Genomic DNA, 12,202 nt, shown 5'->3' with positions numbered 1-12,202 from the left:
AGTGGACTGTTAGGGTTACGTGGGGATGACATCGCGACATCTTGAGTAGAGGGCAAGTGTTGTGTGGCGTGGCCGGGTACGCACGGGGATGTAAACAGGAAAGATCGACGGCAGCTTCAGAGGTGTTTTAGAAACAGCTTCGATCCTGACCACCAACCGGCCAAGCCTGTAACGAACATCCGGCCCGAAACGAACATCCGGGAGAGAGACATGCCCAAGTTCGCCGCCAATCTGACGATGCTCTACAACGAGCTTCCCTTCCTCGACCGCTTCGCCGCGGCGGCGAAGGACGGCTTCACCGGCGTCGAGTACCTGTTCCCCTATGCCTTCGAGAAGGACGCGCTAGTCGAGCGGCTGGCCGCCAACCGGCTGACCCAGATCCTGCACAACCTGCCGGCGGGCGACTGGGACGCGGGCGAGCGCGGCATCGCCGTCCTGCCGGACCGCGTGGGCGAGTTCCAGGACGGGGTGGGCCGCGCCATCGAGTACGCCACGGCGCTGGGCTGCAAGCAGATCAATTGCCTCGCCGGCAAGGCTCCGGCGGGTGTGGCGGCGGACGCGCTGGAGCGCACCTTCGTCGACAACCTGTCCTTCGCCGCCAAGGCGCTGAAGCAGGCCGGCATCCGCTTCCTGATCGAGCCGATCAACACCCGCGACATTCCGGGCTTCTATTTGACCAACACCGCGCAGGCGGAACGGATTCTGGAGGCCGTCGGCTCCGACAACCTCTTCATCCAGTACGACGTCTATCACATGCAGATCATGGAGGGCGATCTCGTCCCGACCATGCAGCGCCTGCTGCCGAAGATCGCGCATGTCCAGATCGCCGACAATCCGGGCCGCAACGAGCCGGGGACCGGCGAGATCAACTACCCCTTCGTCTTCGCAGCGCTCGACCGGATCGGCTACGACGGCTGGGTCGGTTGCGAGTACAAGCCGGCCAAGGGGACCAGCGAAGGGCTGGGCTGGATGCGCGCCGCCACCCCCGGCGAGACCGTCGCCGCCTGAGGGCCGCCGCCTGATCGCCCACCCTGTTTCGACCGCCCGAACACAGAAGATTTGAGGACACAGCCATGAACGTTGGATTCATCGGTCTCGGCATCATGGGCCGCCCCATGGCCGGTCATCTGGCCGACGCCGGCCACACCCTGTTCGTTTACGACATCAACCCGGCTCCGGAAGACCTGCTCACCAAGGGCGCCACGGCCTGCGGCTCCAGCCGCGAGGTGGCGCAGAAGGCCGACATCGTCTTCACGATGGTCCCCGACACCCCCCATGTCCAGGCCGCCCTGTTCGGCCCGAACGGCGTCGCCGAGGGGCTGTCCGCCGGCAAGATCGTCGTGGACATGTCCTCGATCTCCCCGATCGAGACGAAGCAGTTCGCCCAGCGCATCAACGAGCTGGGCTGCGACTACCTCGACGCCCCGGTGTCCGGCGGTGAGGTCGGCGCCAAGGCCGCGTCGCTGACCATCATGGTCGGCGGTCCGGACAAGGCCTTCGAGACGGTGAAGCCGCTGTTCGAGAAGATGGGCAAGAACATCACGCTGGTCGGCGGCAACGGCGACGGCCAGACGACGAAGGTCGCCAACCAGATCGTCGTCGCCCTGACCATCGAGGCGGTGGGCGAGGCCCTGCTGTTCGCGTCCAAGGCCGGCGCCGACCCGGCGAAGGTCCGTCAGGCCCTGATGGGCGGCTTCGCCTCCTCGCGCATCCTGGAGGTGCATGGCGAGCGCATGGTCAAGCGCACCTTCGATCCGGGCTTCCGCATCGAGCTGCACCAGAAGGACCTGAACCTCGCCCTGTCCGGCGCCCGCGCGCTCGGCGTGTCGCTGCCCAACACGGCAACCTGCCAGGAGCTGTTCAACGCCTGCGCCGCCCAGGGCGGCAAGGCGTGGGACCACTCCGGCATGGTCCGCGCGCTGGAGTTGCTCGCCAACCACGAGATCGGCCAGAACCATCGCGTGACCGAACCCGCGGAGTGAGGCTGAGCTTTATCTCCCTCTCCCGCCCCGGGAGAGGGAGGGGCCCGCCGCATGGCGGCGGGAGGGTGAGGGTGCCGCCGAGATTGGATCGCCGATCCTCGGCCTTACCCTCACCCGGCCCTTCGGGCCACCCTCTCCCGGGACGGGAGAGGGAAAGACGCCCTCCCCATTGCCCCCCGCGCCAAATCCGTTAGCATTCCCAGCACATGAGGACCGGCGCCGGTGAACGGCGCGGCTCAGGGAAGGGACAGAACCAGACCATGACGACCACCGACCCCCGCGCGCTCCTGACCGACATGTTCCGTGCCGCCGTCGCTTCGGCGCAGCCGGCGCTGTGCGTGCCGCCGCATCTTCCGGAACCGCCGAAGGGCCGCACGGTCGTCGTCGGTGCCGGCAAGGCCGCGGCCTCCATGGCGAAGGCGGTGGAGGATCACTGGAAGGGTCCGCTGTCCGGTCTGGTCGTCACCCGCTACGGCCACAACGTGCCGTGCGAGCGGATCGAGGTGGTCGAGGCGTCGCACCCCGTGCCCGACGAGGCCGGCCAGCAGGCGGCCCGCCGCATCCTCGACATCGCCGCCTCGCTCGGCCCCGACGACCTCATGCTCTGCCTGATCTCCGGCGGCGGCTCCGCCCTGCTCGCCCTGCCGGCGCCGGGCATCAGCATGGCCGACAAGCAGGCGGTGTCCAAGGCGCTGCTCCGCTCCGGCGCGAACATCACCGAGATGAACTGCGTGCGCAAACACCTGTCCGCCATCAAGGGCGGGCGGCTGGCCGCCGCGACCAAGGCGCGGGTGGTCTCGCTGGTCATCTCCGACGTGCCGGGCGACGACCTGTCGGTGATCGCCTCCGGCCCCACCGTGCCCGACCCGACCAGCTACGCCGACGCGCTGGCCGTGCTGGAGAAGTACGGCATCACCCCGCCGCAGCCGGTCATGGACCATCTGCTGGCCGGCCGCGACGAGAGCCCGAAGCCCGGCGACCCGCGGCTGGAGCGCGTCAGCACGATCCTCGTCGCCACCCCGCAGATGGCGCTGGAGCGCGCGGCGGAGGTCGCCCGCAAGGCCGGCGTCACCCCGGTCATCCTCGGCAACGCGCTGGAGGGTGAATCGCGCGAGGTGGCGCTCGTCCATGCCGGCATCGCCCGCCAGATCGTCGAGCACGACCAGCCGGCGGGCAAGCCCTGCGTCCTGCTGTCCGGCGGCGAGACCACGGTGACCGTGCGCGGCAAGGGCCGCGGCGGCCGCAACGCCGAGTTCCTGCTGGCGCTGACCGTGGCGCTGGACGGCATGAAGGGCGTCCACGCCCTGGCCGCCGACACCGACGGCATCGACGGCACGGAGGACAACGCCGGCGCCCTGCTCGCCCCCGACACGCTTTCCCGTGCCGCCGAGGCCGGGGTCAACGCCAAGGAACGGCTGGCCGACAATGACGGCTACAGCTTCTTCAGCGCGCTCGGCGACCTGCTGGTGACCGGGCCGACCCTGACCAACGTCAACGACTTCCGCGCGGTTATGGTCGTGTGAATGGCGGGGCGCCGCCAGTCGATTTAATATATCACTTACGGCCAGGGCGGCGCCCGCTCACGAAAATTTGTTGATGACTCCACGGATTATCCGCCACACTCACCGTCAAGGCATCACGAATACGGCGTCTGGCATGCCACAGGCATCCAACCGGACAGCCCCGTTCGAAGGATAAAGCGAAGCGGTCGGGCACCGAACGCACCCCGCGCGCGCCAGGACAAGAACGAGATCGCGGACCATCCGGGAGGAACCATATGCGCCAAACCGGTGCGCAAAGCGCCCTGCCTGTCGGCGGGCGTTGGATGCAGTTGCTTGCCGGCGTCATCTGCATGTCGATGATCGCCAATCTCCAGTACGGGTGGACCCTCTTCGTCGAACCCATCGACGACAAGCACGGCTGGGGCCGTGCGGCCATCCAGGTGGCCTTCACCATCTTCATCTTCACCGAAACATGGCTGGTGCCCGTCGAGGGCTGGTTCGTCGACCGCTTCGGCCCGCGGATCGTCGTGCTGTTCGGCTCGGTGCTCTGCGCCGCCTCCTGGGCGTTGAATGCGGTGGCGGATTCGCTGCTCGTGCTCTACGTCGCGGCGGCCATCGGCGGGATCGGGGCGGGCGCCGTCTACGGCACCTGCGTGGGCAACGCGCTGAAATGGTTCCCCGACCGGCGCGGTCTGGCCGCCGGGATCACCGCGGCGGGCTTCGGAGCCGGTTCCGCCCTGACGGTGGTGCCCATCGCCACGATGATCGAGACGTCGGGCTACGAGGCGACCTTCATGGCCTTCGGGTTGGGCCAGGGGCTGGTGGTCTTCGCGCTCGCCTGGCTGCTGGTCGCCCCACCCTCGACACCCCTCGCCCGCGGCGGCTTCGCCGCCCCGCCCGCGCAGCGGCAATACACGCCGAGCCAGATGGTCCGCACCCCGGTCTTCTGGGTCATGTACGCCATGTTCGTCATGGTGGCCGGCGGCGGGCTGATGGCAACGGCCCAGCTCGGCCCCATTGCCCAGGATTTCGGGCTGGCCCACGCGCCGGTCAGCATCCTCGGCCTGACCCTGCCCGCTTTGACCTTCGCCCTGTCCATCGACCGGGTGTTGAACGGGCTCACCCGCCCCTTCTTCGGCTGGGTGTCCGATCACATCGGGCGCGAGAACACCATGTTCATCGCCTTCGCCATCGAGGCGGTGGGCATCGTCGCGCTCAGCCTCTACGGCCGCAACCCGGTGGCCTTCGTGCTGCTGACCGGTCTGGTCTTCTTCGCCTGGGGCGAGATCTACAGCCTGTTCCCGGCCTGCTGCGCCGACACCTTCGGGTCGAAGTTCGCCGCGAGCAACGCCGGACTGCTCTACACCGCCAAGGGCACGGCGGCGCTGCTGATCCCCTTCGCCAACATCATCGCCGACGCGACGGGAAGCTGGCACTCCGTCTTCCTGCTGGCCGCCGGGGTCAACGCCCTGGCCGCGGTGCTGGCGCTGTTCGTGTTGCGCCCGATGCGCAACCGCATGGCCGCCGAGTCGCTGGGCACGCACAGCGGCCGGAGCGTAACGGCCGACGCCTGACGGCAACACCCTGACGCTCACTTCCCCACCCCCCGCCGGGGAAGGAGCCGAAGCGAGGGGGCGTCCGCGAGGGCGCCCCCTTTTCGATTCGGACGCTACTCCGCCGCCTGCCCCTCCTCCAGATAGATCTCCCCGCCCTTGGCGCGGAAGCTCTCCGACATCTCGGCCATGCCGGAGTTGGCGTACTCCCGCACCTCCTGCGTGATCTTCATCGAGCAGAATTTCGGCCCGCACATCGAACAGAAATGCGCGACCTTCGCCCCCTCCGCCGGAAGGGTCTGGTCGTGGAAGCGCTCCGCCGTCTCGGGGTCGAGCGACAGGTGGAACTGGTCGCGCCAGCGGAACTCGAAGCGGGCGCGCGACAGGGCGTCGTCGCGTTCCTGGGCGCCGGGATGGCCCTTGGCGAGGTCGGCGGCGTGGGCGGCGATCTTGTAGGTGACCACGCCCACCTTCACGTCGTCGCGGTCCGGCAGCCCGAGATGCTCCTTCGGCGTGACGTAGCAGAGCATCGCCGTGCCGAACCAGCCGATCATGGCGGCGCCGATGGCGCTGGTGATGTGGTCGTAGCCCGGCGCGATGTCCGTGGTCAGCGGCCCGAGCGTGTAGAAGGGCGCCTCGCCGCACAGCGCCAGCTGCTTGTCGACGTTGGCCTTGATCTTGTGCATGGGCACATGGCCCGGCCCCTCGATCATCACCTGCACGTCGTGCTTCCAGGCGATCTTGGTCAGCTCGCCCAGCGTCTCCAGCTCGGCGAACTGGGCGGCGTCGTTGGCGTCGGCGATGGAGCCGGGGCGCAGGCCGTCACCCAGCGAGAAGGCGACGTCGTACGCCTTCATGATCTCGCAGATCTCCTCGAACCGCTCGTAGAGGAAGCTCTCGCGGTGATGGGACAGGCACCATTTCGCCATGATCGAGCCGCCGCGCGACACGATGCCGGTGGTGCGCTTGGCGGTCAGCGGGATGTGCGCCAGACGGATGCCGGCGTGGATGGTGAAGTAATCCACCCCCTGCTCCGCCTGCTCGATCAGCGTGTCGCGGAAGATCTCCCAGGTCAGGTCCTCGGCCTTGCCGCCGACCTTCTCCAGCGCCTGGTAGATCGGCACGGTGCCGATGGGGACCGGGCTGTTGCGCAGAATCCATTCGCGGGTGGTGTGGATGTTGCGACCGGTGGACAGGTCCATCACGGTGTCGGCACCCCAGCGGATCGACCAGACCATCTTGTCGACCTCCTCCCCCACCGAGGACGCGACGGCGGAGTTGCCGATGTTCGCGTTGATCTTGGTGAGGAAGTTGCGGCCGATGATCATCGGCTCCGATTCGGGGTGGTTGATGTTGGACGGGATGATCGCCCGCCCGCGCGCCACCTCGTCGCGGACAAACTCCGGGGTCACATGGTCGGGGATGGAGGCGCCGAAATCGTCACCATCCCGCGCCGCCGCCTCGGCCAGCCGCTGGCGGCCCAGATTCTCGCGGACGGCGATGTACTCCATCTCCGGCGTGACGATGCCGGCGCGGGCGTAGGCCATCTGCGTGACCGCCCGGCCCGGCTTGCCGCGCAGCGGACGGCGCCCGGCGCGGTCGAAGACGGGCACGGCGCGCGTCTCGCCGACGCGCAGCCCGTCGTCCTCGGGACGGACCTCGCGGCCCTCATAGGCCTCGACGTCGCCGCGCGCCTCGATCCAGGAGCGGCGCAGTTCCGCCAGGCCGCGGCGGATGTCGGTCCGCACGGCGGGATCGCTGTAGGGGCCGGAGGTGTCGTACACGCGCACCGGCGGCTCGCCGCCGCCGACATGGATGTCGCGCATCGCCACGCGCAGGTCGGGGAAGCGCTCCCCGGCCACATGGACCTTGCTGGACGACGGCAGCGGGCCGGTCGTCACCGAGAAATGGTCGGACGGCGTAGCGTCCTTTGAAGCGGGAGGAAGAGAGTCGGGCATCTGCTGTGGATCTCCATCGCACATAGGATCGTTGGAGACCCGGGTGTGACGGAGCGGCAGAACGGACGACCGGAGCGGTCCCCAGGACGGGGTGCGCCATGGGGATGCGCGTGACCGTGGCCCGTTTGTTCCTGTCCCTACGCCGGTACGACCCGGATCAGGTTCAAAGGGTTCGGCGCCTTACGGCATCATCTCAGCCCCGCGCTATGGGGCTCCCCTTGGAACGTCGCCATGCTGAACGATCCGCCCCACCCACGTCAATGCGATTTCGGGCGAATTCCACCCCACGGATGCGCTTGGCGCGATTCTGGTATCCATTATCTGGTATACAAAATCCTATTGCTCAGCCCGAGCCGGGCCGCTACGATGGATCACAACAACAAGAAGCAACGTCCCCCTCCCGAGTGCCCGGAGCCCGTCCCATGCTCGAATCCCAGCTGATCGCCTTTGTCGCCCTGGCCGGCCTGATGGGCCACGGCCTGACCCTGCTGATGCGGGAGGACGACGAGTGGAACGCCGATCCGCAGGACGAGCAGCCGGACGGCCTCTGGTCGTCGGACCGCTTCAACCAGTCCGGCGAAGGCCACAACCGTCCTTTCTTCCTCGAATAAAAAGAAGGCCGCCGCGCGGGGTACGCGCGGCGGCCGTCATCCGAGATACGAAACCGAAGGGGCTTTTGCGGACCGATCAGTGCCCGGTCTGCACCGCCAGCCCACCCGTGCCCTGCCGGGCGGCGAGTTCGGCGTTGCGGGCATGATGCTTTCGCAGCATGGGCCGCAGGACCGCGATGGCGCAGAAGGCCGCGATGAGGTCCATGGTGGCGCAGATGTAGAGCACGGTCGCCCAGGTGCCGGTGGCTTCCATCAGCAGGTTGCCCAGCGGGACCAGCAGCGCCGCGACGCCCTTGGCGCAGTAGAGCACGCCGTAGATCTTCGCCGCGTGCTTGGTGCCGAAGGTGTCCGCCGAGGTGGCGCTGAACAGGCTGTACACTTCGCCCCAGGCCAGGAACACCAGACCCGACAGGATCAGGAACATGATCGGGTCGTGGCCGAAGCGGCTGAGCATCAGGATGCCGAGGCCTTCGAAGGTGAAGGCGATGAACATCGTCGCTTCACGGCCGATGTGGTCGGAGACGAAGCCGAACAGCGGACGGGAGATGCCGTTCATCACGCGGTCGAGCATCAGCGCGAAGGGCAGAGCCGCCATGGTGATGCCGAACAGGCTGATCGGGGCTTCCTTCACGCCCAGATCGTGGGCGATCACGCCGAGCTGGGCCACCGCCATCAGACCGCCCGAGACGGTGCAGATGAACATGACCATCATGACCCAGAAGACCGGCGTCTGCAGCGCTTCCTTCAGCGTGTAGTCGCGGCGGGACTGCAGGACCTTGGTCGAGGCCTTCACCTGATCCTTCTGCGGGGCGCGCAGGAAGAAGGCGGCGATGAGGATGATCGTGCCCTGCAGCAGGCCGAACCAGAAGAAGGTCGCCTGATAGCCCGAGGAGTGGATCATGTTGGCGATCGGCAGGATCGTCACGGCCGAGCCGGCGCCGTAGCCGCCCGCGGTCAGGCCGACGGCGAGGCCGCGCTTGTCCGGGAACCATTTCAGGGCGCTGTTGACGCAGGTGGCGTAGACGCAGCCGACGCCGATGCCGCCGATGGCCGAACCGACATAGAGCATGCTGAGCGAGCCGGCGTAGCTGTCGACGATCCAGGAGAGGCCGGTCATCACGCCGCCGAAGGCGACGATGGCGCGGGGGCCGTAACGGTCGATGAAGTAGCCTTCGATGGGGGTCAGCCAGGTCTGGACGACGACGAAGACGGTGAAGGCGGTCTGGATCGAGGCGCGGGTCCAGCCATGGGTGGCCTGGATTTCCGGCACGAACAGCGTCCAGGCATACTGGATGTTGGCCGCGGCCACCATGCAGACGATGCCGACGACGATCTGCATCCAACGCGCGCCGTCGGAAATGGGCGCCTGCGAGCCGCCGGAACTGTTAAAAGCTGGCCTCTGGGATTCTGTCGATCCAACCATCATTCCCTCCCGTGGGATTGCGACGCTTTGATACCGGGCATGAGGGTCCCCTTGAGCCGGCGAGGCGGTGTCCGAGCGAGCGTCCGCATCGCCGCGTCATGGGCGGCCTTGTTCCGTGCCGATGCGAGTCATGGTTCAATGATGAGCTGGAGAGCCGGTCACGCCGTCCCTGCGTTCGTGGCGCTCCAGATACGGCATATGGTATGCCAGGGACATGATTGTTGGCAACACGAACTTTTGGCGCGTTGCGCTTTTCATCCAAAAATTTTCCGGTCTTCCGGCATCCGGACAATCGAAAGAGTCAGCCCCGCCGTGCAGGCGGGGCCCCGTGGCATTCTCACGATTGGATGGACGAGGCGCCGACCGGCTTCAGACGGTCGCGGGCGCGGTGCGGGACGACGCCGTGACGGCAAGCGCCGCGATGGCCGCCGCCAGCGGCACGAAGGACACCCAGAGCACCGAATCCCAGCCGAACGCCGCCAGCAGCCCGCCGGACGCGAAGGACCCCAAGGCCATCGTGCCAAACACGATGAAATCGTTGAGCGACTGCACCTGGGTCTTCTCCTCCGGACGGTGGCATTCCAGAACGAGCGCGGAGGCGCCAAGGAAGCCGAAGTTCCAGCCGACGCCCAGCAGGATCAGGCTGATCCAGAAATGCGCCACGTCCACGCCACCCAGCCCCACCACGGCGGAGGCTGCGATCAGCCCCAGCCCGGCAAACACGATGCGGGACGCGCCGAACCGCTCGACCAGCCGTCCGGTGACGAAGCTCGGGGCGTACATGGCGATGACGTGCCATTGCAGCCCGAGGTTGGACACCTCCTGCGACAGGCCGCACAGCCGCATCGCCAGCGGGGCCGCCGTCATGATGAAGTTCATCAGCAGGTAGGAGACGACCCCGCACAGCACAGCGGTGATGAATCGCGGCTGGCGGACAATGACGCCGAGCGGGCGTCCCCCGGCGACCTCGGCCGCGGTCGGCATCGGCAGCCGCACGCCGACCAGCACCAGGGCGGACAGTGCCGCCACGGCGGCCTGGGCGAGGAAGGTCGCCAGGAACAGGTGAGGCGGCCAGACATCCATGGTGACGGTGACGAGCTGCGGTCCGATCACCCCGGCGAACACCCCACCGGCCATCACCACCGACATGGCCCGCGGCCGCCGCTCCGGTTCGACGCAATCGGTCGCGGCGAAGCGGAAGGAGAGGACCACGGCGGCGTAGGCACCGCCGGGGATCATCGCCGCGCAGAACAGCCAGAAGCTCCCCAAAATCACCGCCAGGGCGGAAAGCAGACCGACGAGCACACCGCAGCCGGTCCCCGCCAGGAAGGCGGCTCGCCGCCCATAGCGCCGGGCAATGGCCCCGGCGGGAATGGTGCAGACCGCCATGCCCACGACGAAGACGGAGAGCGGCAGCGTGGCCAGTGCCGGGCTGGGCGACAGCGTGTTCCCGACGATGGCCCCCGTCGCATAGACGACCACCGCGTTGGCGCCGGCCAGCGCCTGCGCGGTGGCCAGCCGCAGAACGTTCGCCGTCCCATGAGCGTAAGGGCCATGCGCATAGGGGTTGGGGTCGGCGTGGCTCATGACGGTGTCCGGGAATCGTTCGGTGACGGTTGCCCCACACCTACCGACCCGCCATCATGAATGAAAATGGTATTTTCTCATGATTGGATGAACAGGGATCATGAATGCTTGACCGCCAGATCCTCGCGATCCTGCGGGAGGTGGATCGGGCGGGCAGCGTCACCGCCGCCGCCGAACGCCTGAACCTCAGCCAGTCGGCGCTGAGCCACACGGTGCGCAAGTTCGAGGAGCGCTGCGGCGTGGAGATCTGGATGAAGAGGGGGCGCACCCTCCGCTTCACCCAGGCCGGTCGGCATCTTCTGGCGCTGGCGCAACGCCTGCTGCCGCAATTCGAGCACGCCGAACGGGTTCTCGCCGATTTCGCGTCGGGCCGCCGCGGGGCGTTCCGGGTGGGCATGGAATGCCATCCCTGCCAAGCTTGGCTGATGCGGATGACCGCCCGCTATCTCACCCAGTGGCCGGACGTGGATTTCGAGGTCCGCACCGCCTTCCGCTTCGACGGCTTGGCCGCGCTGCTCGACAACGAGATCGATCTGCTGATCACGCCCGACCCCATCGAGACCGCCGACGTGCTGTTCACACCGGTCTTCGATTACGAACTCGTCCTCGTCGTGCACGAGGCGCATCCACTTGCCGCTCAAGGCGTGGCGCGGCCCGAAGACCTGCGCGCGGAGGAACTGATCACCGTCCCGGTGAGCCTGGAACGGCTGGACGTCTACACCCGCTTCCTCGTCCCCGCCCATTGCCGTCCGCATCGCCACAAGACCGTGGAGTCGACCGACCTGATGCTCCAGCTCGTCGCCGCCCGGCGTGGGGTGACCGTCCTGCCGGACTGGCTGGTGCGCGAGGACGGTGCCGGCCTGCCCGTCCGCAGCGTGCATCTGGGAACCGAAGGGATCGGCAAGAGCATTCATCTCGGCGTCCGGCGTGGCGAGGAGGGCGTGGACCACATCACCGGATTCCTGGCGCTCGCGCGGACGACCGATCGGTAGAGGCAAAAAAAATGGCCGTGCTGTTGCCAGCACGGCCAGTGATTTCGAGAGGCTCGCATAAATGCAGAGCAACAACCCGCCCGATACAAAGGGTGAAGCACCCTGTGCAAGACCAAGATGACTGGTCAGACCACTCGCCGCAACGCCTCATTTTCAGCTTTCCACATTGCGGAAACAGTCCCCTTCCCTGCCCGAATACACAACAAAGAAGACCGCGCCGTTGCCGGCGCGGCCAGTCACTTCGGGGAAAACACCACAGCGACGAAAACGGATCAGCCCTTGAAGACCTTGAGCATGGTGGAACCCAGGCTCGCGGGGCTGTCGGCGACGGCGATGCCGACGGACTTCATGAACTCGATCTTGAAGTCGGCGGTGTCGTTGCCGCCGGAGATCACCGCACCGGCATGGCCCATGCGGCGGCCCGGAGGCGCGGTGCGCCCGGCGATGAAGCCGACGACCGGCTTCTTGGTCCCGGAGTCGCGGATGAACTCCGCGCCCTTGACCTCGGCGTCGCCGCCGATCTCGCCGATCATGATGATGCCCTCGGTCTCCGGGTCCTTCAGGAACAGCTCCAGGCTGTCCACGAAGTTCGTC

Annotated in this window: 9 protein-coding genes, 1 pseudogene and 1 riboswitch; of the genes and pseudogenes, 6 read left to right on the top strand and 4 right to left on the bottom strand. The window is 67.5% G+C overall.

What is annotated here, in order from left to right; genetic code table 11:
• Positions 1–210 precede the first annotated feature (210 nt).
• From hyi to oxlT (GBZ26_RS19925), 4 genes are all read left to right on the top strand, one after another.
• On the top strand, positions 211–1,008 hold the full coding sequence (hyi, locus tag GBZ26_RS19940; protein ID WP_174440339.1) for a hydroxypyruvate isomerase: 798 nt from the start codon (positions 211–213) through the stop codon (positions 1,006–1,008).
• A 65-nt stretch (positions 1,009–1,073) separates the two neighbouring features.
• Complete coding sequence (glxR, locus tag GBZ26_RS19935) at positions 1,074–1,982, top strand: 2-hydroxy-3-oxopropionate reductase (RefSeq protein ID WP_174440338.1); 909 nt, start codon at positions 1,074–1,076, stop codon at positions 1,980–1,982.
• Between the two features lie 260 nt (positions 1,983–2,242).
• Positions 2,243–3,505 carry a glycerate kinase type-2 family protein gene (locus tag GBZ26_RS19930; protein ID WP_174440337.1) on the top strand — a complete coding sequence of 421 codons (1,263 nt, stop codon included), beginning with the start codon at positions 2,243–2,245 and terminating at the stop codon, positions 3,503–3,505.
• Between the two features lie 254 nt (positions 3,506–3,759).
• On the top strand, positions 3,760–5,058 hold the full coding sequence (gene oxlT, locus GBZ26_RS19925) for an oxalate/formate MFS antiporter (RefSeq protein ID WP_174440336.1): 1,299 nt from the start codon (positions 3,760–3,762) through the stop codon (positions 5,056–5,058).
• Between the two features lie 95 nt (positions 5,059–5,153).
• Here oxlT (GBZ26_RS19925) and thiC read toward each other — a convergent pair whose 3' ends face one another.
• Positions 5,154–6,995, bottom strand: coding sequence for a phosphomethylpyrimidine synthase ThiC (thiC, locus tag GBZ26_RS19920; protein ID WP_174440335.1), 1,842 nt, complete (start codon positions 6,993–6,995; stop codon positions 5,154–5,156).
• Between the two features lie 116 nt (positions 6,996–7,111).
• A riboswitch (TPP riboswitch) is annotated at positions 7,112–7,224 on the bottom strand.
• A 193-nt stretch (positions 7,225–7,417) separates the two neighbouring features.
• Between thiC and GBZ26_RS19915 the strand changes: the two genes are divergently transcribed.
• Entirely contained in the window at positions 7,418–7,606 is a 189-nt protein-coding gene (locus GBZ26_RS19915) for a hypothetical protein (RefSeq protein WP_114861944.1), read from the top strand.
• Positions 7,607–7,682: 76 nt separating this feature from the next.
• Here GBZ26_RS19915 and oxlT (GBZ26_RS19910) read toward each other — a convergent pair whose 3' ends face one another.
• Both oxlT (GBZ26_RS19910) and GBZ26_RS19905 read right to left on the bottom strand, forming a co-directional pair.
• Entirely contained in the window at positions 7,683–8,945 is a 1,263-nt protein-coding gene (gene oxlT / locus GBZ26_RS19910) for an oxalate/formate MFS antiporter (protein WP_174440334.1), read from the bottom strand.
• Positions 8,946–9,398: 453 nt separating this feature from the next.
• Positions 9,399–10,616 (bottom strand): MFS transporter, encoded by a 1,218-nt coding sequence (locus GBZ26_RS19905; protein ID WP_174440333.1) that lies wholly within the window; start codon positions 10,614–10,616, stop codon positions 9,399–9,401.
• A gap of 104 nt (positions 10,617–10,720) precedes the next feature.
• Between GBZ26_RS19905 and GBZ26_RS19900 the strand changes: the two genes are divergently transcribed.
• On the top strand, positions 10,721–11,608 hold the full coding sequence (locus GBZ26_RS19900; RefSeq protein WP_174440332.1) for a LysR family transcriptional regulator: 888 nt from the start codon (positions 10,721–10,723) through the stop codon (positions 11,606–11,608).
• 272 nt (positions 11,609–11,880) lie between these two features.
• Here GBZ26_RS19900 and GBZ26_RS19895 read toward each other — a convergent pair.
• Positions 11,881–12,202 (bottom strand): annotated as a pseudogene (locus GBZ26_RS19895) (succinate--CoA ligase subunit alpha); the annotation flags it as partial.

Source organism: Azospirillum formosense, from assembly GCF_013340925.1.
Taxonomy (GTDB): domain Bacteria; phylum Pseudomonadota; class Alphaproteobacteria; order Azospirillales; family Azospirillaceae; genus Azospirillum; species Azospirillum formosense.
Note: the sequence above shows the minus strand (reverse complement) of the source record. Positions and strands in the feature narration are given on the sequence as shown.

Excerpts from the sequence above, each read along its gene's own strand:
- oxlT (WP_174440336.1), top strand. The coding sequence starts at position 3,760 with ATGCGCCAAACCGGTGCGCAAAGCGCCCTGCCTGTCGGCGGGCGTTGG.
- GBZ26_RS19900 (WP_174440332.1), top strand. The coding sequence starts at position 10,721 with ATGCTTGACCGCCAGATCCTCGCGATCCTGCGGGAGGTGGATCGGGCG.
- glxR (WP_174440338.1), top strand. The coding sequence starts at position 1,074 with ATGAACGTTGGATTCATCGGTCTCGGCATCATGGGCCGCCCCATGGCC.
- hyi (WP_174440339.1), top strand. The coding sequence starts at position 211 with ATGCCCAAGTTCGCCGCCAATCTGACGATGCTCTACAACGAGCTTCCC.
- GBZ26_RS19905 (WP_174440333.1), bottom strand. The coding sequence starts at position 10,616 with ATGAGCCACGCCGACCCCAACCCCTATGCGCATGGCCCTTACGCTCAT.
- GBZ26_RS19930 (WP_174440337.1), top strand. The coding sequence starts at position 2,243 with ATGACGACCACCGACCCCCGCGCGCTCCTGACCGACATGTTCCGTGCC.
- thiC (WP_174440335.1), bottom strand. The coding sequence starts at position 6,995 with ATGCCCGACTCTCTTCCTCCCGCTTCAAAGGACGCTACGCCGTCCGAC.
- GBZ26_RS19915 (WP_114861944.1), top strand. The coding sequence starts at position 7,418 with ATGCTCGAATCCCAGCTGATCGCCTTTGTCGCCCTGGCCGGCCTGATG.
- oxlT (WP_174440334.1), bottom strand. The coding sequence starts at position 8,945 with ATGCAGATCGTCGTCGGCATCGTCTGCATGGTGGCCGCGGCCAACATC.